We start from the raw sequence: 20203 nt of genomic DNA, 5'->3' as shown, positions 1-20203 counted from the left end.
GCTCCACACCTCGCCGGGGCCTTCAGGCCCCGGACCCCATTGATTTGATTTTTGAAGAAAAATAGGGGCTTGGGGGCACTACCCCCAACTGTCGTGTCCTGTGGAGTCACATTCAAGACTCACAGCCCGATGAACGGCTGCAACAGACGATAGATCAGCCGGTCATAGATGGCCGGGGCTTCAGTGACCACCAGAGCGATGCAGTCCTGATCCGCCCCGATGACCGGCTGGTGATGGGCCCGCTGGTCCAGCTCTGCCAGATCACCCGGCCGATAGGTTCCGGTCACGTCGTGATAGCTGCCGGTGAGCACCAGCGTCAGTTCCAGCCCCCGGTGTCCATGGGCAGGCAACTGAATGCCGGGAGCAAACCGCATCAGGCGCGCCGAGGCCGGTCCCTGCGTCCCGAGCACGACCTGTTCAATCCCCGGAGCCAGCCGGGACCACGAACGATTGGCGAGAAAGGCCTGCAAGGGGCGCGGCGCAACCAGCCCCGCGAACGCTGTGGGCAAGACAGGAGGATCACGCCGTTCCGGTGGGGGGGCATCCCCCTCCTCCAGCCGGGCCAGCAGGGCATCAACGTCCGGCGGCGGAACCGGGGTCATTGGCAAGGCATCGAGCAAGGCCCCGCCGAGGGCCTCGGCGTCTTCGATCCTGCGGCGGCACTGACGGCAATAGGTGGCATGCGAGGCAATCGCCAGACATTGCGCCTCGGACAAGGCCCCGGCGGCATAGGAGACGATCAGTTCGTCGCTGATATGGTGACGGGCATCATGGGTCATGGTGCATTTCCTGCAGAGCCATACCGCCCGGCGATCTCGGCACGCACGCGCTTGAAGGCCAGGCGCAGCCGCGACTTGATGGTTCCAAGCGGCACGTTCAACGCCGATGCAATCTCGGCATGGGTTTTATCTTCATAGAACGACAGGTGCATCACGGTCGCCTGATCGGCAGGCAGCGCGGCAAGGGCTTCGGCCACGGCCTCCTGACGCTCCCTTGCATCAACAACATCATGGCCATCGGCGGGAGCCTCGGGGACCAGCAACGGGTCGGCGTCATCGACCTCGATGTGGGTCTGTCTGCGCAAGGCATCAATCCGTTTGTTGCGGGCGATGGTGAACAGCCAGGTGGACACCGCCGCCTTGTGCGGATCGAACTGATCGGCCTTGCTCCAGACGGCCAAAAACGTTTCCTGCGTGATCTCCTCGCCCTCACTCAGCGTCGCCCCCTGCTTCATCAGATACGAGGTGATGCGGGGGGCGTAATAGCGGTACAGCGCCGCATAGGCAGCCTTGTCCCGCTGTCTGGCCACGGCCATCACCAGATCAGCGCCTTGCGCAGCCGTCATCGACGGCAGCGAGCCGGTCACGCCATCCATCGGCGAGACGGTGCGTGCTGAAGAGCAAGGCTCGGGCCCGGGCGGGCATGGGGTATGGGGCGCATTCATACCGTCCTTTACGCGACACAGCGGTCGCTGGATCACTCACCGGCACTTTTTTATCCGGCTGGTCAAAAGACCGAGCGGCGGCAGCGTCTGCCGCATCCCTGACTATGGGGGCGTAAAAAAAGAGCGGCAAGTGGTGATCCAGCGTCTTCGGGCTGCCGTAGAAACGCTGAATACACCAAAAAAGGCCACAGAAGGATTGTCCGATGACTGCGATGACCGATCCACTCCCCCCGGGACAGCCCCGCCGCCAGTCCATCGCGGTCGTCGGCAGCGGCATTTCGGGCATCAGTGCCGCCTGGCTGCTGTCGCAAAAGCACGATGTGACGGTTTTTGAACAGGAGGGCCGTGCCGGTGGGCACACCAACACCGTGATGGTTGACGACGGGAAAAAGCCGGTGCCGGTGGATACCGGGTTCATCGTTTACAATCTGGCCACCTATCCCAATCTGTGCGCGCTGTTCGATCACCTTGATCTGGAAACCGCCGCCAGTGACATGTCCTTTGCCGTGTCGGCGGACGATGGCGGCTTTGAATACGCCGGGTCGGACATCAACGGCCTGTTCGCCCAGCGCAGCAACCTGGTGCGTCCACGGTTCTGGCGCATGACCCGCGACCTGCTGCGCTTTTACAAGGAAGCGCCGCGTGATCTTGCCGCCGGTCGCCTGCCTGACGTCATGACGCTGGGCACCTACCTTGACACCCGTGGCTACTCGGCAGCCTTTGTTGATCACCACCTGTTGCCGATGGCAGCGGCGATCTGGTCGTCTCCGGCGATGGACATGCGCGCCTATCCCGTGACGTCGTTTTTACGGTTCTTTGTCAACCATGGCCTGCTGCAACTGACCAACCGCCCGCAGTGGCGCACCGTGCGCCATGGCAGCCGTCGTTATCTTGACCGCCTGATCGCCGGGTCTGCGTCCGGGCAAGGGTTGGGGCTGCGCCTCGCCGATGCCGTTACCTCCATCCGCCGGGTCACCGGCGGAGTGATGGTAACAGACAGCCAAGGCCGCGAGCACCGGTTCGACGCGGTGGTGATTGCCACCCATGCCGATGATGCCCTGTCCCTGCTTGCCGACCCGTCCGATCAGGAACGACAACGGCTGGGGGCCTTTCGTTATCAGGCAAACAGGGCGGTCCTGCACCGCGACCCCCGGCTGATGCCCAAACGCCGGAATGCCTGGTCGAGCTGGAATTATCTGACCCGCCGGGACGGCGCGGACAGAAACCACGTCTGCGTGACCTACTGGATGAACAAGCTGCAGCCGCTGGAAACGGAGCGGGACTATTTTGTCACCCTCAACCCGGTGATCGAGCCTGATCCGCAGCGCGTCGAGCGCACCTTTGACTATATGCACCCGATGTTTGATACCGCCGCACTGGAAGCCCAGCACCACCTGTGGGATTTGCAAGGGGTGCGGAACACCTGGTTCTGTGGTGCCTATTTCGGGTCGGGTTTCCACGAAGACGGCCTGCAATCCGGTCTGGCCGTCGCCGAGCAACTGGGCGATGTCCGGCGGCCATGGTCAGTAGACAACGAGTCCGGCCGCATTCCCGTCCGGCGCCCCACGGCGGAGGCCCGATGATGTCAGAGCCGTTGCGATCAGGTGCCTATGTCGGGTCGGTGATGCACCAGCGCCACCAGCCCACCGCTCACCGCCTGCAATACCGGGTGTTTTCCCTCTATCTGGACATTGATGAACTGGGGCAGCTTGACCGCACCCTGCGCTGGTTTTCCCACAACCGGTTCAATCTGTTTTCCCTGTTCGACCGCGACCATGGGGCCGCAGACGGCTCGGCGCTGAGGCCGTGGGTGGAAGAACAGTTGAACATGGCAGGCATCAGCGCCACCGGCGGACGGATCGGAATGCTGTGTTATCCCCGTCTGTTTGGCTTTGTTTTCAATCCGCTGACCGTCTTTTTCTGTCATGACGCCGACGACCGTCTGACGGCGGTTCTTTACGAGGTGCGCAACACCTTTGGGCAACGCCACACCTACCTGTTGCCGGTCAGCGATCCCGCGTCCAGCGTGGTGCGCCACGGCTGCGACAAGCGGTTTTACGTCTCGCCCTTCATCTCCATGGACGCCCATTACGACTTCCGCATTCTGGTGCCGGGAGAAAAAACCATCCTCGCCATCCATGAAACCAACGCCGGGGGCGCCTTGCTCGACGCCCGGTTCATCGGCCACCGGCGCGACCTGACCGACCGGACCCTGATCGGTCTGCTTTTGACCCATCCGCTGATGACCCTGAAAGTCGTCGCCGGCATCCACTGGGAGGCGCTGAAGCTGTGGCGCAAGGGCATGCCCTTTTTCTCCCGTCCCTCGCCGCCACCAGAGGCCGTTACCATCGTGCCTCGGTCCCCACAGCCCTGACTGCCGGAGTGATCCGCCATGCCGATTGACACCCGCTCACCCTCTGCCTTGTCGGCTGAACCGGTCAGCCCCGATCTTTCCCGAGCCCTGCGCAGCCTGATCGCCGCCGCTGACCGCCTGCGGCACGGACGGTTGCGTCTGATCCTGCCGAATGGGCAGGCGATGACCTTTGCCGGGAGCGAGGACGGACCCCATGGGCACATGACCCTCAACAGCGACCGGGTGGCGCGCCGCCTGCTGTTCGGCGGCGACATCGGGCTGGCCGAAAGCTACATGGACGGCGACTGGGACAGCCCGGACCTGACCAGCTTGCTGTCTCTGGCAACCCTCAACGAAGCAGCCCTGCAGGAAACGCTGGCGGGCAGCCTGCTCAGCCGGGTGGTCAACCGCCTGTGGCATCTGGTGCGGCCCAACAGCCGTGCGGGCAGCCGCCGGAACATCTCGGCCCATTATGATCTGGGCAACGCCTTTTACCGGCAATGGCTGGATGAAACCATGAGCTATTCGGCGGCCTGCTTTACCCCCGACACGGCAACCCTCGCCGATGCGCAGCGCGAAAAGTACCGGCGTCTGGCCCGGATGCTGGAGCTGAAGCCCGGCCAGCGGGTGCTGGAAATCGGCTGTGGCTGGGGCGGCTTTGCCGAAATCGCCGCGCAGGATTTCGGCTGCCGGGTGACCGGGCTGACCCTGTCCACCGAACAACACGCCTATGCCAGCGAGCGGATGGCCCGAAACGGCCTGTCCGGTCAGGTCGAGATTGCCTTGCGCGATTACCGCGATGAAACCGGCACTTACGACGCCATTGCCTCGATCGAGATGTTCGAGGCGGTGGGGGAAAAATACTGGCCCACTTATTTCGATAGCCTTCAAGCCCGCCTGCGCCCCGGCGGAAAGGCCGCCCTGCAGGTGATCACCATCGACGATCACCGTTTCCAGAGCTATCGCAAGGGCTGTGATTTCATTCAGCGATACGTCTTCCCCGGTGGCCTGTTACCGTCGCCGGAGGCACTGCGGCAGGCGGCAAGCCGCGGAGGATTCCGCATCACCGCAGAACAGTTCTTCGGCCTCGACTACGCCCGCACCCTGCAGGCATGGGCCGAGAGCTTTGAACGGGCGTGGCCGGTGATTGCCACCCAAGGGTATGACGACCGCTTCAAACGGCTGTGGCGCTATTATCTGGCCTACTGCGAGGCAGGATTCCGGGCCGGAACCATTGATGTCGGCCATTTCCTGCTGGAACGGCCATAAGGTGATGAACGCCCTGCCTCATCGTCATCTGTTCGCCTATGCCGCACCGGCCCTCGCCCTCGCCATGCCGACCCTGCCGGTTTATGTCTTCCTGCCGGCCTACTATGCGCAAACGGTGGGATTGGGGCTGGCGGCAACCGGTGCCGCGTTGATGCTGGCGCGCGTGTTTGACGTGGTGACCGATCCGGTCGTCGGCTATCTCAGCGACCGCGTCCCCACCCGCTGGGGGCAACGCAAGCCGTGGATGGTACTGGGCGGCATGATCGCTGCGCCCGCGCTGGTCGCGCTGGTTTCTCCGCCGCCCGGCGCCGGGCAGATGTATCTGGCACTGTGGAGCCTGCTGCTCTACCTCGGCTGGACCCTGATTGCCGTTCCCTACACCGCCTGGGGGGCCGACCTCAGCCGTGATCAGCGGGAACGCACCCGCATTACCGGCTGGCGGGAAGGCAGCATGGTCGCAGGCATCCTGCTGGCGGGTCTGCTGCCGGTGTTGCTGGAGGCGTTCGGAGCCGATCAGGTCGAGCCGATGCAGGCCATCGCCTGGCTGGCCCTGATGCTGGGCGGCGTGACCCTTGCGACACTGGTATGGATGGTGCCCGACGCCGGGCCTGACCGGAACCAGACCTCCGCCCGGCCTCCGCTGCGTCGGTGGCAGAGTATCCTCAGCCTGTGGACCAACGGCCCGTTCATGCGCCTGCTGATCGCCTGGTGCATCAACGGTCTGGCCAACGGTCTGCCGGCGGCAACCTTTCTGCTGTACCTCGACCATGGACTGCAAACCGACGAGATGACTCGCAACGGATTGCTGTTTGCCTACTTTCTGGCCGCCATTCTGGCCCTGCCCCTGTGGGCAGCGGCGGCGGCCCGCTGGGGGAAGCCGCGAAGCTGGTCGGCGGCGATGGCCGTGGCAGTGCTGGCCTTTGCCGTCGTGCCGTTTCTGGCACCGGGAGACGACCTGGCCTTTCTGGTGATCTGCCTGCTGACCGGGGCAGCTTTGGGGGCCGATCTGGCCTTGCCCCCGGCGATGCAGGCCGATGTGGTTGATTTTGATACCTGGCGGACCGGCGAGCGGCGGGCCGGGATCTATTTTGCCCTGTGGTCGATGGCCAGCAAACTGTCGCTGGCGCTGGCTGTCGGCCTCGGCCTGCCACTGCTGGAGGCACTGGGCTTCACCCCCTCGATCGAGGACGGGCCGGACCCTGTCTGGCCCTTGCTGGCGATCTATGCCGGTCTGCCGGTGGTGCTGAAAACCGCCGCCATCGTGCTGATCTGGCACCACCCCCTCACCCCCCGCCGCCACCGGGCCATCGTCTCACGCCTGGCACGGCGGCAGTCCGGTCTGTCCGGAGAGGGTTCTGCAAGCCGTGATCAATAAGCGCTGACCGATACAGGAGTACCCCATGTTTCGTGCTCTCAGGCGTTTCGCCGTCATCTTCGCCACCCTGTCCATCGTTACAGGATGCACCACCATGTCACCTCAGGATTTCGCCTCAACCACCCCGGCGTTGTCGCTGGAAGAGTACTTTGTCGGCAAAACCAAGGCCTATGGCCTGTTCCATGACCGCTTTGGCACCCTTCAGCGGCGGTTCACCGTTGATATCACCGGCACCCTCAACAACGAGGGCGCGCTGGTCCTTGACGAGCGGTTTTCCTATGCGGACGGAGAAACCCAGCAGCGCGTCTGGACCATCCGCAAGGCCGACGACGGCCTGTATGAAGGACGCGCCGATGACGTGGTGGGGACCGCGCGGGGCGAGCTGGCCGGGGCGGTGTTGCGCTGGACCTATGACCTTGATCTGCCGATCTCTGGCCGCACCTGGCAGGTCGCCTTTGACGACTGGATGATCCTGATGGACGACGGCATCCTGATGAACAAGGCCACAGTCTCGAAATGGGGGCTGAAGATCGGGGAGGTTACCCTCGTCTTCCGGCAGGTGAAGGAATAATCACCGCGCGGTCAGGCGCCGTTTGATCCACCGCAGGACCGCCCCCAGCAGAGGCAGGCGCTCGTAAAACTGTTCCGCCGCATCCCAGTAATCGACATGGGCGAGGACCAGCCCGTCCCCGGACAGCCTGACCTCGCTCATGCCTTCGACGGACCAGTCGCCGATTCCCTTGATGCGGGCGTGGAAGGTCCAGCGCAGGTATCCGGTTGAGCCGTCGAGAGCCTGATGATGGACGACAAAGCGCGGCTGATCGGTGGTGTCAAACATGTGCTGTAAAATCCGCCCCATCGCGGCGCGGCCCGTCACATCGTTGAACGGGTCCTTGAAACGAACCGCCGGATCAACCAGAGCCAGCAGGTCCGCCACCGTGCCCGGTGACAGGGTTTCAAAGGCGCGGGCATAGACGGCAAGGCGGGATGACATCTCGGCGTGCATGGCAGTCACCCTCTGGTGATGGCTTTGATCAACGGTAACGACAGGCCATAGGGCAGACAGCGGATCACCTTCAGCATCCAGGTAAAGCGGCGCGGAAAGGTCACCTCGAAGCTGTGCGAGCGGGTGGCGGCGATGATGCGGGCAGCAGCGGTGTCCGCCGATATCAGGAACGGCATCGGAAAATCGTTTTTGTCGGTCAGGGGGGTTTTGACAAAGCCGGGGTTGACCAGTTGCAGGGTCACACCGCGCTCTTTCAGCCCCGGATGCAGGCTCTCGGCCAGATTGATCAGGGCCGCCTTGCCGGGCCCATAGGCGGCAGCAGTCGGCAGCCCAATGTACCCGGCCACCGAGGCCACCATCATGATCCGCCCGCGCCGCCGGGCGGTCAGTCGGGGCATCACTGCGGCCAGACAATGGCTGGTGCCCATCACGTTGACCTCCCACAAGCGCCGCAGGGTGGCGCAGGAAAAATCATCGACATCCATCGGACAATGGGTTCCAGCGTTGAGAATGGCCAGCTCAATCGGCCCCAGCGTCTGCTCGATGACGGCCACCGCACGCGCTACAGCGTCCTCGTCGGTGACATCAAGGGGAACCGGGTGAATGCCGCCGGGCACATCGCCCACCTGCCGAGCCAGACGTTCAAGATCGTCCGCCGTCCGCGCCGATACCGCAACAGTCCATCCCTCACGGGCCAACGCAACAGCGACCGCCGCCCCGATCCCCTTTCCGGCCCCGGTGACCCACGCAATCCGGCTGCTCATGACTTGTCCTCCGCAGCCCGGGCATCGCCCACACGGCACCGCTCGCAGCGATAGTCAATGGTCGATCCATCCCGCCCCTGAAAGCGCAGCTTCACCCACCGCCCGCCTTCATCATACCAAACCTCGGCCTGAAGATCGCCGGTGTACTCATAGCGGCGGGCCGGGCGGGGGCCGTGGGCGGTCTCCACCGTCTCCTCCCCACGGTCAACGATCGCCACCTGATTGAGCCGACCCGTCAGGGTATTGAGAACCGCCGTCGCCCCCAGAACATGCGGATTCCAGTGATCGGTCGGATAGAGCGGCAGCGGAAAACGCTCCGTCGCGCCGTCCCGGACCACCACCAGACTCTCCCCGTCCCGGTGCGCTTCAAACGCCGACAGCGCCCCGTCGTCATCGACCGATGCGCTCAACTGATCCAACACCCCGTCACGCCACAGCGCCGATGAACGGTAGTCATAGCGGTAGGCGGTGATCATCAGGAACGGGATTTCGAGGGAGAGCTGGCTGTCCACCCGCACACCCGCGCCGGTATCGGTAAAGCGGGTCACGTGAGAACCGACCTGACGCCCGTCACGCCAAACGGAAAAGCTGATCGTATCGCCATACAGGGCAAGAGGATCAACGATTCTTGCCAGCGGGATTGGGGCCACCGGGGAAGCATCAGTCTGTGCATGGGTCGGGCTGAGCGGCAGCACCGTCAACAGGACCACGGTAAACAGGAAACGAAGGGACATTGCCGATCTCCCAGATTGTCTTTCCTTCGTTTACGCAGCCGGGCCGCGTTTGGATCATCCGGCGGGGCGGTTATAGGCGTATACTATTGAAAATAAAAAAAGAGGACCGCACAGATGGCGGCCCATGAAAATTTAGGGAGGAAACGTCTTTCTCCCCGCCCCCCGCATAAACCCTGCGGATTGGTGCGATCTTCCTGCAGAATTCGGGGCGTGGAATTCAGTCTTCAAGCGGTTCCGTCGCTGGATCAAGGATGGAGCCTTTGACCGTATTTCCAAAGAATTATCCGGGGATACGGATTTCGAATACGTCATGGTCGATGGCACTATTGTCCTGGTTCATCGCCACGGTCAAGGCGCAAAAGGGGGACCCAAAATCAGGCGATCGGTAAAAGTATAGGCGGCATGATCACCAAAATTCTTGCTTTGACTGATGAATCGGGCCAGTTGGTGCGCTTCTCCCTGATGCCGGGACAACGAGGTGAAACGACCGGTGTGGCCGCCTTGATTGACAGCCTGAGCTTCGGCGCCGTTCTGGACGACAAAGCCTATGATGCTGACTGGTTGCGTGACATTCTGCGCGAGCGCGGAATCGAGGTGGTTATTCCAGCCAGAGCCAAGCGTCTCAACCCGGCCCCTCACGATGCCGACAAGTACAAGCTGCTGCATTTCATCGAGAATTTCTTTCAGAAACTGAAAGAATTCAAGCGGATCGCCACTCGCACCTGTAAGACAGACCAGAGATTCACTGCCATGATCCAGATTGCAGCAACCGTCATCCGAACAAGATGAATGTCAACAATTGCTAGTGTCTATCACGTGTTGTCAGCCGACATAGACTCCCATCACCCGAACAGTGTTCCCTGTGGCACCGGAATCTCATTTACCGGTGGGTAAACTTTCCGGCCAACTACACCAATTTGCCGCCCCAGCAACATGAAATGAGCTATGGGGAGAGGTGGAACTTCATAAAGCTCTTCCGGTGCGTCGTGCAGTTTCAGCCTCAACTCCATCAACAAGCGGCCCAAAGCGTTTTCCCCAACCAAAAAATCGCCCCCGTCGGGCTTCGCCCCCCAGAAAGAATCCGTTCGAGAGTCCTCAACAATTGGGACATCACCCGTGGACAAAAGCAGTTCCGAGAACCGTTTCCAGTTCTGGGCCAGCTTTACGCGAAGGCACCACTTCATGATGGGCACCCGAACAAGGCTCCAATCAGGGCGAGTTTCTCGCCGGTGCGGCTTAGACTTCATCTTGGCAGTCATCGGACTAGAAGAGGCCAATATAAGCTCTTGTATTTCTGGCCTGTGAGGGAAACGGCACGCTTGGTATAAAGCCTCACTTGTCGCAACGGGAACGCCTTCAACCGATAGCGGAAAACCTCCGGCCATGTTCGACAGCCCACCAAATTTCTCGGAGACTTTCCGGAATGTAGCGGATTCCATTCGTTTATAGCACCGGACGTTCCCATGCGCGTCGATCAAAAAGCATTCTCCTCGGGAAGGTCATCTACCCGGTTAGCGGTACGTGTTCTGCGCGGCATCAAAGGGTACCACTGGTTCAGCGGGTAACTGGCGTCCTGGTCACCCCACCAGAGGACTAGCGGCGCATTATTGGGACAATTCCGATATGTGGTCAGCAGGGTACCGCAACCGGGGCCATTGAGCTTATGGTAACCGAGAGGGTGCATATTTTTATTGGGATTTTCCGAAAGCGAACAGATATAGGCACCTCGCTGCAAGAACGCCTGTTCCAGAATCCCTCGGCCAGCTTCGCTCTCGAAGCCCAAGTTTCGCTCACCATTGAATGGCGGCCGAGGGTTAAACTTCTTGGCGTCATCCGGGCATTTTGTCCACCAGTTATTAACATACTGATCACTGGGAACATATTGATAAACACCCTTATTCTTGGAAAGACACCACTTACCAGGCGGATAGGTCGGCCAGAGAACATCAACTTTTTCCCCGTTCCCCTCTTTTCTCCAGTCCTCAATCTCGGCGTCAAACCACCAACGAATGTCGATCTGACGAAGCCCCGCGATTCTTCCCAGTTCGCGTGCCGCATACCATCGTCCGCTCTTGTGCGAGCCAATACAGATCACATGAACGGTGCAGTCCGAAATATCCCAGCCATTGATCCAACGTCGCAGGTCATCCAGCACTTGCCTGCCGGAGAAGATAGCGTCATCAATGTAAACGTACACCCCATTGGCAGCCGTCTGGCGCGCGCAGGTCACGCCGAAGGCATTGCACAACACGTCGGACAAGATAGCCAACATGTCGCACTGGCTCTGGCTTCGCTCTTGAAGCCTGAGAAAACCGACACCAGCCCAGAATGTTGCCGGGTTTCTACCTGCAAGATTACTGTTGCGACTCAATCCAGAAATGAAATTTTCAGCAATACCCTTTGAAATATAACGCTTTTCCAGAAAATGCCGCGTTTCCACGAGAATGCTTCGCTGCACAAGAGGATCAAATTGGCCGGCCCAGCGGCGAACGTGTTCGCCGGTCGGGACATCAATCTCCCCCTCACGATAGTCTTTGATCTTATCCGCGATACTATCTGCGATATCATCTTCGCTCTCAGCAGCAATGGCGGCGACGGGCATAATACGGCTCCATTCCCCTTATTAGAATATACTGCATAGCTAAAATATCTGACCAAAACAACTCTAAAGTGTTTATCACATAATCACGCCCTTCCGCCTGCATCGCTTCTTACGACAAACCAATGTGTGCTCCGTCAGCAAGGGAAAATGTATCCGCTATGAGGCAGCCGCGCGACTACGAGTATGGGCCAAGGCGGTAACGTAAAGGCGGTAACGTAGTGGCTGTACCCACCCATCACATTACTAATCCATCACACAATATACCCTTCCTCCTTGGAAACCCGGAAAGCGGTCCTGCCTGAGAGAAAACTGTTGCCTGATCGGCGGAAAAGGATTCGAGTATCAGGATGAACAAGGCAGGTTTTCTCACCGCATCAGAGCGTAAGGAATTGCTGGCGTTGGTCCGTCGTCCCTCCGGGGTGCACGGTCCAGCGCGCAGAGCGCATGCGATCGTGTTGCTTGATGACGGGCTTTCGGTCCCGGAAGTTGCCCGGATCATGTATGTGGACGATGACACCGTTTACCAGTGGCATCGTCGATGGTGCGAAGGTGGGGCGGCACGATTGTCGGAATTTGGCTGGAAAGGCTCAAGCCCCCGGCTGTCTTGCGCCGATAAGTCTGCCCTCGTCCATGCGCTGACCGAGCGCCTTTACACCACGACAGCAGAGATTATCGCTCTTGTGGAAAGCCGGTGCGGGGTCAGCTACAGCCGCTCGGGGATGATAAAGCTCTTGTCCCGCCTTGGGTTTGAATACCGCAATCCCAAGGCTTTACCGCGCCTTCCCTCTGTGGCGGAGCAGGAAGCCTTTGTGACGGCTTACGAAAAGCTGCTCAATGGTCTGGATGCTAGGGATCGGGTTGTTTTCTGCGATGCGGTTCATCCTGAGTACCAGACACGTCCCGCTCGTGGCTGGATCAAAAAAGGCGATCCGGTGGCGGTGTCGCGCACAACTGGCCGACAGCGGCTGAACCTGCACGGGGCATTGAATCTGGAAAGCGGTGCCTGTCATCTGGTCGAGGCCGAAGCAATGAATGCCGAGACCACCGTCACCTTGCTGTCACGCCTGCTCAACGCCTATCCCGAGGCGCGAAAAATCCATGTGATCCTCGATAATGCCCGATATCACCATGCAAAAATGGTTCGGGAATGGCTCGATACACAGGGAAAGAGGATTAATCTGATTTTCCTTCCGCCCTATGCGCCGAACCTTAATCCCATCGAACGATTATGGGCCGTTCTCCACAAAACGGTAACGCACAACAAATTCTATCCGACATTCAATGACTTCGTTGATGCCGTTCCGGGCTTTTTTCGACGCACATTGCCGTCAAAGTGGGGCCGAATCCGCGATTTCGTCTCAGATGCATTTCACATCATAAACCCTGACGATTTCCGGGTTTTGGCGTAGACAGAGTATATGAAAAAAGAGGGCCGCACAGATGGCGGCCCCTGAAAGTTTAGGGAGGAAACGTCCAAGAAAGGCAGACAACGCAGCGGCCAGAGACGCCGTGTTGCTGCAATGCACAATGTAATGGTTTTCACCCTGCCCTGCAAGCACATTTTTCAGCCATGTTACATTTTTGTGCAAATCCGCACCCCCTGATCGCCCGCAGGTTTTTTACCCCTGCCCCCGGACTGTTAACGGTTTGGCATGGACAGTTGGACATAATTGCGGGATACCGATCATCAGGAGTCGAGCCTCCCCCTAGCCCGAGGCATTCCGAAGGACAGCCCATGCGTCGTCGTTTGTCCCTTGTTGCCGTCTCTGCTGCCGTGCTTGGTGCCTTTCTGGCGCTGACGGCGAGCCCGGTGCGCGCTCAGCAGCAACCCTTGCCGTTGGGGTCTGACGGCATGCTGTGCCGGTTGCAAACCGACCGTCTGGGGGTGATGGGCGGGCTGCCTGCCAACCTGCTGACAGCCATTTCATTTGTTGAATCCGGTCGTTACGATAAAGCCCGGCAGGAAAAAACCGCCTGGCCGTGGACGGTGATGGCCGAAGGGCAAGGCCGCTATTTCGCCAGCAAGCAAGAGGCGGTAGCCGAAGTCCACCGCCTGCAACGGCGCGGCGTGCGCAATATTGACGTCGGCTGCATGCAGATCAACCTGTATTACCACGGCGACGCCTTCCCCAGCCTCGAAGCGGCCTTTGACCCGGCGGTCAATGTCGGCTATGCGATGAATTTCCTGCAAAATCTGTTCAAGGAAACCGGCTCGTGGCAGGCTGCCGCCGTCCGTTATCACTCCGCGACTCCCGAGTACGCCAACCGCTATCGGGTCAAGATTGCCGAAGAATGGAATGCCCTGAACATCGCCAACCCAACCGGCGGCCCATCGGTGCCGCAGGCTTTTGCGCAGGCGCGCGTTCCGATGGGCTCCCCCGCTGGTCTGAACACCCAGATTCGCCCCTATGCCCCCTCGCCCGCCCAAATGGCAGCCGTCGAACAGCGCCGCCAGCAGACCGAGCAGAACCGGATCGAGATGGAGCGGCAACGTGTCGCCGCCAAGGCCTTTGCCACCAGTTGGCGGGCCGAAAAGCTGGCGCAATACATGAAGGAAAAACGTGAGCGCAACGGCAACGACGGTTGACCATCACCGACACGTTTCTCTAGAGCATTTTACGTTCTCCCTGGATCACTTCAAATGCTATAATGTCTTGTATTTTAAGCAAATACGTCGCCGCAGATGAACCCATCTGCTCGGGATTTGCCCTAACCAGATAAGGATCATCGATAGCCCATGAGCACCTGCGCCGTCATTGGCGACATTGGGGGAACCAATGCGCGCTTTGCCATCGTTTTCGACCAACAGCCCGGCTGGCACCACGAGCAAACGCTGGCCGTGCGAGACCATCCGTCGCTGGCCGATGCCCTGACCGCTTATCTTGGCGGCCTCTCCCTCCCGAGCGCGCCCAGCCGTGCAGCCCTGTGCGTTGCCTGCCCGGTGCTGGGGGATCAGGTCGCCCTGACCAACAGCCCATGGACCTTTTCGCAGCAGGCCCTGCGGCAACAGATGGGCTGGGACCGGCTGACGGTGGTCAATGATTTCGTCGGTAATGCCCTTGCCTGCCCGCACCTGACCGCCGCCGACCGGGTCAGCATTGGCGAGGGCTCCAGCGTGGCCGGATTCCCGGTTGCGGTGCTCGGCCCCGGTACCGGTCTGGGGGTCGCCCTGCTGGTGCCGACCCCGGATAGCCACTGGCTGCCGGTCGCCACCGAAGGCGGCCACGTCACCTTGGCCGCCCGCACCGACGACGAGGCCGACATTCTGGCCCGCATCCGCGCCGACCTGCGCGCCAAGGGGCAGGATGATCATGTCTCCGCCGAGCATCTGCTGTGCGGCAGCGGTCTGGCCCTGTTGCATCAAACCCTGAGCGGTATGGAAAACGCCCTGGCCCCCGCCGAGGTCACTGCCCGTGCGCTGGCCGGGTCAGACCCCCATGCCCAGCAGGCGCTGACCCTGTTTTGCAGCTTTCTCGGGTCGGTGGCGGGCAATCTGGCCCTCAGCAGCGGTGCTCTGGGCGGCGTGGTGCTGATGGGGGGAATTCTGCCGCGCATTCTACCGTTCTTTCAGGCCAGCCCGTTTCGCGCTGCCTTTGAGGACAAGGGCCGCTTCCGCTCCTATCTGCACGATGTCCGCTGTGACGTGGTCGTCCACCCTTATCCGGCACTGGTGGGGCTGCGCGGGGTGATCGGCTGACCATGTCTGTGGCGTTGCGCCGTGCGTTCAATCTGACGTCACTGTACACGACAGCAGGACAGCAAGGACGTGGAGCGCTGCTCCACACCTCGCTGGGGCCTTGAGGCCCCAGACCCCATTCCTTTGAATTCAAAGAAGAAATGGGGGTTCTGGTCTGACCTTTTGGTTTGTCGCACTGTTTTTGCGAAAGCCGGTTCCCGCTTTTCGCACAATGCTCGAAAGGCCGCCCGGTGGGCGCACAGCGCGAACCTCAAGCGTGTCGGCATTTCCGGGGAGGTTCGCGCCAGCGTAATCTGTTGAAAAGACATGATTCTCTTTTTCACTTTATATGTACGCATATATTTATGCACTGGAATTCCAGAGGTTCGCGCAACATGCGTCTTTCCCTGAGTAAAAACAGTCTGGTACAGTGGGTGCCGTCGCCCCCTCACGGGGGCGTGGATTGAAACAAAATCATCCACAAAGAAGGGACTTTACATGGAAGTCGCCCCCTCACGGGGGCGTGGATTGAAACGGCCTCGTAAAAGACCGTCTCGCCCTTGGCGTGGGTCGCCCCCTCACGGGGGCGTGGATTGAAACGGCGGCCCGGCCTGCGGCGGTGACGATGGTTGTGTGTCGCCCCCTCACGGGGGCGTGGATTGAAGCTTCGTTTTCTTTAAAACGGGTGATTGCCTGTTCGCCCTCGCTCCCCACAGAAACACGACAAACAGACAACAGGATCATGGAGCGCTGCTCCATACCTCGCCGGGGCCTTCAGGCCCCGGACCCCGCTCTTTTGATCATCAAAGAAAAAAGGGGGGTTCGGGGGCATCGTCCCCGAACGGGCATGGGCGGTAGCCCATCATTGCTTCTCAACTGTCTTGTCCTGAGAAGAACGACGCCAGCGTCAGCCGTGCGAATGGCTGGACAGACCGTAAACGCGCTCGGGACCGCCACGCGGGACATCTCCGAAGGTCATGGTGACCACCGTCCCCACCGGATGCAGGCCACACGCCAGCAGAAAGCGCCGCAGCGGCCCGTCTTCCAGACGGGTATCAAAGCGGACGAACTCACCGACAAAGCGGTCCAGCAGCGGGGCAATCAGGCTGATGGCATCGTCTTCGCTGCGGGCAATCACCGGGCCGATCACCTGCCCGCGACCAAACCGGCGGGCGCAGGCATAGCCCTGAATCTCGCCGCGCCGGGTCAGCACCCGCACCGCCGCAGAGGCGGCAAACAGCGGTTCCAGCACATCGTGGCGATCAGCAGAATAGGCGCGGGTGTCACAGGCCAGAATATCCGCCATGTCTTCGGGCCGGGCTGCGCGTGTTTTGACACTGACCGCCGCCATCGGCACCGAGGCCACATAGCCTTGTGTCTGATAGACCAGACTGTGCCCCAGCGCGCCGATCCCCTGACAGGCCACTTGCACTTCACTGCAGGCATTCAGGAACGTCGCATAGCTTCCCGCGCGCTCCATCGCCTCGCGGGTCAACAGCTCCAGCAGGCCGGACCGCTCAAGGCGAGGATGGGCAATCACCATCCCCAGCGAGGTGCGATCCTGCGCCATCGGAAAATACATCGCCGAACCATGCAGCCGCCCAATGGCATCGCGGGCCACCAGACCATGACCACTGCGCAAGTTCAGCGCCCAGTCCTCGGCCCGGTGCGGCCATCCCATGCTGGCAGACAGCCCGTGCAGCGCCGGAAGATCGGACATCTGCATCGTATCAATGATCAGATCATCGACGCGCATGTGTCACCCTCCCTTTCCTTGCGACAGTCTGCACCCGGTCAATCTGCAAGACTACCCAGTCCCTCTGAGGACAGCAACCGGGCAGGCGATCCTCTCCCCAGAAAAAGAGCGCAGAGGCCAGCCAGCCCCTGCGCTCTTGCCGATCCTGAACAGGATCGCCCGATCAGGTAATCACCGTCGGAGCGTCACGACCGCTGCGGCCACGAATGTCGGCCACCTGCTGGGCGATGGCAATCAACGGAGCCAGAGCCTGTTGCGTATCTTGCTGGTGCAGGGCCGGGTTTGGCTCGTGGCGTTCCAGATAGACGCGCAGGGTGGCCCCGGCGGTGCCGGTCCCCGACAGGCGGAACACCACCCGCGAGCCATCGGTGAACATCAGCCGCACGCCCTGCTTGGTCGAGACCGAGCCATCCACCGGGTCTGTATAGGCAAAGTCATCGCAGGCGGCGACGGTGAATCCTTCCAGAACCTGCCCGGCCAGCTTGGGGCCTTCGCTGCGCAGGTGGGCCATCAGGCATTCGGCGGCGGCGCTGTCGATCGCTTCGTAGTCATGGCGCGAATAATAGGTGCGGCCATAGTCGGCCCAGTGGGCGGTGACGATCGCCGACACCGGTTCCCGGCGACAGGCCAGCACGTTCAGCCACATCAGCACCGCCCACAGGCCATCCTTTTCCCGCACGTGGTCAGAGCCGGTGCCAAAGCTTTCTTCGCCACACAGGGTCGCCTTACCAGCGTCCAGCAACGTGCCAAAGAATTTCCAGCCGGTCGGGGTTTCCCACGCCGGAATGCCCAGCCGGGCGGCCACCAGATCAGCGGCCCTGCTGGTCGGCATCGAGCGGGCAATGCCCTTCAGGCCAGCGGCATAGCCGGGGCACAGGGTGGCGTTTGCCGCCAGCACCGCCAGACTGTCCGACGGGGTGACAAAGAAGTTGCCGCCCAAAATCATGTTGCGGTCGCCGTCCCCGTCCGATGCCGCCCCGAAATCGGGCGCATTGGCACCAAACATTTCGGCGACCAGATCATGGGCATAGACCAGATTGGGGTCCGGGTGACCACCGCCAAAGTCTTCCAGCGGCGTGCCGTTAATCACTGTCCCCGCCGGAGCGCCCAGCATCCCTTCCAGAATGCGGGTGGCGTAAGGACCGGTCACCGCGTGCATGGCATCAAAGCGCATGCGGAACGCACCATCACGCAGCATGGCCCCGATGGCATCGAAATCAAACAGCGAGGCCATCAGGTCGGCGTAATCGGCAACCGGGTCGATCACCTCCACCACCATTCCGCCCAGCGTCTGCGAGCCGATCACATCGAGATCAACCGCCTCTGCTGGCAGGATTTTATAGCTGTCGATGGTCTGGGTGCGCAGATAGATGGCGTCGGTGATGCTTTCCGGCGCCGGGCCACCGGCACCGATGTTGTACTTGATGCCAAAATCTTCGTCCGGGCCGCCGGGATTGTGGCTGGCCGACAGGATGATGCCACCATAGGCCTGATGCTTGCGGATCACGCAGGATGCCGCCGGAGTGGACAGGATACCGCCCTGCCCGACCAGCACCCGGCCAAAACCGTTCGCCGCCGCCATGTGCAGGATGGTCTGAATGGCCACCCGGTTATGGTAGCGGCCATCACCACCCACCACCAGCGTCTGCCCGGCAAAGTCGCTCAGGCTGTCAAAGATCGACTGAACGAAATTTTCCAGATAGTGCGGCTGGGCAAAGACTTTGACTTTCTTGCGCAGCCCCGACGTGCCCGGCTTTTGCCCGTCAAAGGGCGTGGTCGGAATGATCTGAACGACGGCCATGGCAGCTTCCCCCCAAGCATCAACAGTACACAGCAGACACAAAGAGGCCACCAGCAAGGCAGCCTCTTTATAGCAAACACCTGATCAGTCAGCCTTGCGCAGCGGGCGGCCAACACACTGGTAACGGAAACCCTGATCGGCCATCTGCTTCGGGTCATAGATGTTGCGCAGGTCAACCATCGCCGGTTCCTTCAGCAACGACTTGACCCGGGTCAGGTTCAGCGAACGGAATTCATTCCATTCGGTCAGGATCACCAGCGCATCGGCGCCATCCATCGCCTCGTAGGCACCCGAGCAATAGACCACACCATCAAGGTGCTTTTTGGCTTCGTCCATCCCTTCCGGATCATAGGCGCGCACGGTGGCACCGGCGTCGATCAGGGCCGGAACGATGTCCAGCGACGGGCTGTCGCGCATGTCGTCGGTGTTCGGCTTGAAGGTCAGGCCCAGAATGGCCACCGTCTTGCCCTGCATCGAACCACCGCAGAACTCGACGATACGATCGGCCATCTGGCGCTTGCGCTTGGCGTTGATATCCACCACCGTTTCGATGATCCGCAGCGGAGCACCAGAGTCACGGGCAGTCTGCACCAGCGCCAGCGTATCCTTGGGGAAGCACGACCCGCCGTAACCCGGCCCCGGATGCAGGAACTTTTTGCCAATACGGCCATCAAGACCGATGCCCTTGGCAACGTCATGCACGTCGGCCCCGACCTTTTCGCACAGATCGGCCATTTCGTTGATGAAGGTGATCTTGGCAGCCAGGAAGGTGTTGGCGGCGTACTTGGTCAGCTCGCTGGTTTCCAGGCTGGTGAACAGGATCGGGGTTTCGATCAGGAACAGCGGGCGATAAAGGGTGCGCATGACCTCGCGCGCGCGATCGGTTTCCGCCCCGATCACCACCCGGTCCGGGCGCATGAAATCATTGATCGCCGAGCCTTCGCGCAGGAATTCGGGGTTCGACACCACATCGAATTCGGCATCGGGACGGGTTTCACGAATGACCCGTTCGACTTCACGGCCAGTGCCCACCGGCACGGTGGACTTGGTGACCACCACGGTGTAGCCGTCCATCGCCTCGGCAATTTCCCTGGCGGCGGCATAGACATAGCTGAGGTCGGCATGACCACCACCACGACGGGTCGGCGTGCCGACAGCGATGAACACCGCATCGGCCCCCTTGACCGCCTCTTTCAGGTCGGTGGTAAAGGACAGGCGACCGGCTTCGGCATTGCTGGTGACCAGCTTGTCGAGGCCCGGTTCATAGATCGGGATTTCACCACGCAACAACCGCTCAATCTTGCTCTCGTCCTTGTCGACGCACACGACTTCGACGCCAAATTCCGAGAAGCAGGCACCGGACACCAACCCAACATAGCCCGTGCCGATCATGGCAATACGCATGGAAAACCCCTAAAGCCGT

General features: G+C 61.0%; 20 protein-coding genes. 10 read left to right on the top strand and 10 right to left on the bottom strand.

Going from position 1 to position 20203, the window contains the following annotated elements:
- Positions 1–119: 119 nt before the first annotated feature.
- On the bottom strand, positions 120–779 hold the full coding sequence (locus tag BW995_RS00500) for a ChrR family anti-sigma-E factor (protein WP_076397992.1): 660 nt from the start codon (positions 777–779) through the stop codon (positions 120–122).
- Positions 776–1366 (bottom strand): sigma-70 family RNA polymerase sigma factor, encoded by a 591-nt coding sequence (locus tag BW995_RS00495; protein ID WP_245821190.1) that lies wholly within the window; start codon positions 1364–1366, stop codon positions 776–778. The genes BW995_RS00500 and BW995_RS00495 overlap by 4 nt, the downstream gene beginning before the upstream one ends.
- A 281-nt stretch (positions 1367–1647) precedes the next feature.
- Between BW995_RS00495 and BW995_RS00490 the strand changes: the two genes are divergently transcribed.
- Genes BW995_RS00490 through BW995_RS00470 form a run of 5 tightly spaced genes read left to right on the top strand, consistent with a single transcriptional unit; the run spans position 1648 to position 7012 of the window.
- Entirely contained in the window at positions 1648–3027 is a 1380-nt protein-coding gene (locus tag BW995_RS00490) for an NAD(P)/FAD-dependent oxidoreductase (protein ID WP_245821188.1), read from the top strand.
- Positions 3024–3818: a DUF1365 domain-containing protein gene (locus tag BW995_RS00485; RefSeq protein ID WP_139332702.1), complete on the top strand. Its 795-nt coding sequence runs from the start codon at positions 3024–3026 to the stop codon at positions 3816–3818. Before BW995_RS00490 ends, BW995_RS00485 begins: the two co-directional genes overlap by 4 nt.
- Before the next feature lie 18 nt (positions 3819–3836).
- Entirely contained in the window at positions 3837–5066 is a 1230-nt protein-coding gene (locus BW995_RS00480; protein ID WP_076397990.1) for an SAM-dependent methyltransferase, read from the top strand.
- Entirely contained in the window at positions 5035–6441 is a 1407-nt protein-coding gene (locus BW995_RS00475) for an MFS transporter (RefSeq protein ID WP_245821186.1), read from the top strand. Before BW995_RS00480 ends, BW995_RS00475 begins: the two co-directional genes overlap by 32 nt.
- 25 nt (positions 6442–6466) lie before the next feature.
- Positions 6467–7012, top strand: a complete 546-nt coding sequence (locus BW995_RS00470; RefSeq protein ID WP_076397989.1) for a DUF3833 domain-containing protein — start codon at positions 6467–6469, stop codon at positions 7010–7012.
- On the opposite strand, the gene BW995_RS00465 is transcribed toward BW995_RS00470, so the two are convergent.
- From BW995_RS00465 to BW995_RS00455, 3 genes are read right to left on the bottom strand one after another with little or no spacing between them, the layout of a single operon-like run.
- Positions 7013–7447 (bottom strand): nuclear transport factor 2 family protein, encoded by a 435-nt coding sequence (locus tag BW995_RS00465; protein WP_245821184.1) that lies wholly within the window; start codon positions 7445–7447, stop codon positions 7013–7015.
- Positions 7448–7452: 5 nt separating this feature from the next.
- The gene (locus tag BW995_RS00460) at positions 7453–8211 is read right to left on the bottom strand and encodes an SDR family NAD(P)-dependent oxidoreductase (RefSeq protein WP_076397987.1); all 759 of its coding nucleotides are present in this window, start codon (positions 8209–8211) and stop codon (positions 7453–7455) included.
- Positions 8208–8945: a DUF6134 family protein gene (locus BW995_RS00455; RefSeq protein ID WP_076397986.1), complete on the bottom strand. Its 738-nt coding sequence runs from the start codon at positions 8943–8945 to the stop codon at positions 8208–8210. Before BW995_RS00455 ends, BW995_RS00460 begins: the two co-directional genes overlap by 4 nt.
- A gap of 166 nt (positions 8946–9111) precedes the next feature.
- Here BW995_RS00455 and BW995_RS21300 point away from each other — a divergent pair, with 166 nt between their 5' ends.
- Together BW995_RS21300 and BW995_RS00445 are read left to right on the top strand one after the other, a co-directional pair.
- A complete protein-coding gene (locus BW995_RS21300) occupies positions 9112–9342 on the top strand; it encodes a transposase (RefSeq protein ID WP_084194552.1) in 231 nt (76 codons plus the stop codon).
- Entirely contained in the window at positions 9249–9734 is a 486-nt protein-coding gene (locus BW995_RS00445) for an IS5 family transposase (RefSeq protein ID WP_281251115.1), read from the top strand. Before BW995_RS21300 ends, BW995_RS00445 begins: the two co-directional genes overlap by 94 nt.
- A gap of 53 nt (positions 9735–9787) precedes the next feature.
- Here the strand turns inward: BW995_RS00445 and BW995_RS00440 are convergent, their stop codons facing one another.
- The gene (locus BW995_RS00440; RefSeq protein WP_084194551.1) at positions 9788–10384 is read right to left on the bottom strand and encodes an NADAR family protein; all 597 of its coding nucleotides are present in this window, start codon (positions 10382–10384) and stop codon (positions 9788–9790) included.
- A 35-nt stretch (positions 10385–10419) separates the two neighbouring features.
- Entirely contained in the window at positions 10420–11547 is a 1128-nt protein-coding gene (locus BW995_RS00435) for a phosphoribosyltransferase-like protein (protein ID WP_076397981.1), read from the bottom strand.
- Positions 11548–11894: 347 nt separating this feature from the next.
- Between BW995_RS00435 and BW995_RS00430 the strand changes: the two genes are divergently transcribed.
- The 3 genes from BW995_RS00430 to glk all read left to right on the top strand — a co-directional run bounded on the left by BW995_RS00430 (position 11895) and on the right by glk (position 15244).
- Positions 11895–12956 (top strand): IS630 family transposase, encoded by a 1062-nt coding sequence (locus tag BW995_RS00430; protein ID WP_076397980.1) that lies wholly within the window; start codon positions 11895–11897, stop codon positions 12954–12956.
- Positions 12957–13282: 326 nt separating this feature from the next.
- On the top strand, positions 13283–14134 hold the full coding sequence (locus tag BW995_RS00425) for a transglycosylase SLT domain-containing protein (protein ID WP_175616939.1): 852 nt from the start codon (positions 13283–13285) through the stop codon (positions 14132–14134).
- 150 nt (positions 14135–14284) lie between these two features.
- Positions 14285–15244 carry a glucokinase gene (gene glk, locus BW995_RS00420; protein ID WP_076397978.1) on the top strand — a complete coding sequence of 320 codons (960 nt, stop codon included), beginning with the start codon at positions 14285–14287 and terminating at the stop codon, positions 15242–15244.
- An 886-nt stretch (positions 15245–16130) separates the two neighbouring features.
- On the opposite strand, the gene BW995_RS00415 is transcribed toward glk, so the two are convergent.
- From BW995_RS00415 to BW995_RS00405, 3 genes are all read right to left on the bottom strand, one after another.
- Positions 16131–16979 (bottom strand): GNAT family N-acetyltransferase, encoded by an 849-nt coding sequence (locus BW995_RS00415; protein ID WP_076397977.1) that lies wholly within the window; start codon positions 16977–16979, stop codon positions 16131–16133.
- 163 nt (positions 16980–17142) lie between these two features.
- Complete coding sequence (locus tag BW995_RS00410) at positions 17143–18780, bottom strand: alpha-D-glucose phosphate-specific phosphoglucomutase (RefSeq protein ID WP_076398858.1); 1638 nt, start codon at positions 18778–18780, stop codon at positions 17143–17145.
- Positions 18781–18864: 84 nt separating this feature from the next.
- Complete coding sequence (locus BW995_RS00405; RefSeq protein ID WP_076397975.1) at positions 18865–20184, bottom strand: UDP-glucose dehydrogenase family protein; 1320 nt, start codon at positions 20182–20184, stop codon at positions 18865–18867.
- Positions 20185–20203 lie beyond the last annotated feature (19 nt).

Source organism: Insolitispirillum peregrinum, from assembly GCF_900156605.1.
Classification (GTDB): Bacteria; Pseudomonadota; Alphaproteobacteria; order Rhodospirillales; family Rhodospirillaceae; genus Insolitispirillum; species Insolitispirillum peregrinum.
Note: the sequence above shows the minus strand (reverse complement) of the source record. Positions and strands in the feature narration are given on the sequence as shown.

Excerpts from the sequence above, each read along its gene's own strand:
- BW995_RS00460 (WP_076397987.1), bottom strand. The coding sequence starts at position 8,211 with ATGAGCAGCCGGATTGCGTGGGTCACCGGGGCCGGAAAGGGGATCGGG.
- BW995_RS00470 (WP_076397989.1), top strand. The coding sequence starts at position 6,467 with ATGTTTCGTGCTCTCAGGCGTTTCGCCGTCATCTTCGCCACCCTGTCC.
- BW995_RS00430 (WP_076397980.1), top strand. The coding sequence starts at position 11,895 with ATGAACAAGGCAGGTTTTCTCACCGCATCAGAGCGTAAGGAATTGCTG.
- BW995_RS00480 (WP_076397990.1), top strand. The coding sequence starts at position 3,837 with ATGCCGATTGACACCCGCTCACCCTCTGCCTTGTCGGCTGAACCGGTC.
- BW995_RS00490 (WP_245821188.1), top strand. The coding sequence starts at position 1,648 with ATGACTGCGATGACCGATCCACTCCCCCCGGGACAGCCCCGCCGCCAG.
- BW995_RS00415 (WP_076397977.1), bottom strand. The coding sequence starts at position 16,979 with ATGCGCGTCGATGATCTGATCATTGATACGATGCAGATGTCCGATCTT.
- BW995_RS00410 (WP_076398858.1), bottom strand. The coding sequence starts at position 18,780 with ATGGCCGTCGTTCAGATCATTCCGACCACGCCCTTTGACGGGCAAAAG.
- BW995_RS00485 (WP_139332702.1), top strand. The coding sequence starts at position 3,024 with ATGATGTCAGAGCCGTTGCGATCAGGTGCCTATGTCGGGTCGGTGATG.
- BW995_RS00435 (WP_076397981.1), bottom strand. The coding sequence starts at position 11,547 with ATGCCCGTCGCCGCCATTGCTGCTGAGAGCGAAGATGATATCGCAGAT.
- BW995_RS00425 (WP_175616939.1), top strand. The coding sequence starts at position 13,283 with ATGCGTCGTCGTTTGTCCCTTGTTGCCGTCTCTGCTGCCGTGCTTGGT.
- glk (WP_076397978.1), top strand. The coding sequence starts at position 14,285 with ATGAGCACCTGCGCCGTCATTGGCGACATTGGGGGAACCAATGCGCGC.
- BW995_RS00465 (WP_245821184.1), bottom strand. The coding sequence starts at position 7,447 with ATGCACGCCGAGATGTCATCCCGCCTTGCCGTCTATGCCCGCGCCTTT.
- BW995_RS00500 (WP_076397992.1), bottom strand. The coding sequence starts at position 779 with ATGACCCATGATGCCCGTCACCATATCAGCGACGAACTGATCGTCTCC.
- BW995_RS00440 (WP_084194551.1), bottom strand. The coding sequence starts at position 10,384 with ATGGAATCCGCTACATTCCGGAAAGTCTCCGAGAAATTTGGTGGGCTG.
- BW995_RS00455 (WP_076397986.1), bottom strand. The coding sequence starts at position 8,945 with ATGTCCCTTCGTTTCCTGTTTACCGTGGTCCTGTTGACGGTGCTGCCG.
- BW995_RS00475 (WP_245821186.1), top strand. The coding sequence starts at position 5,035 with ATGTCGGCCATTTCCTGCTGGAACGGCCATAAGGTGATGAACGCCCTG.
- BW995_RS00405 (WP_076397975.1), bottom strand. The coding sequence starts at position 20,184 with ATGCGTATTGCCATGATCGGCACGGGCTATGTTGGGTTGGTGTCCGGT.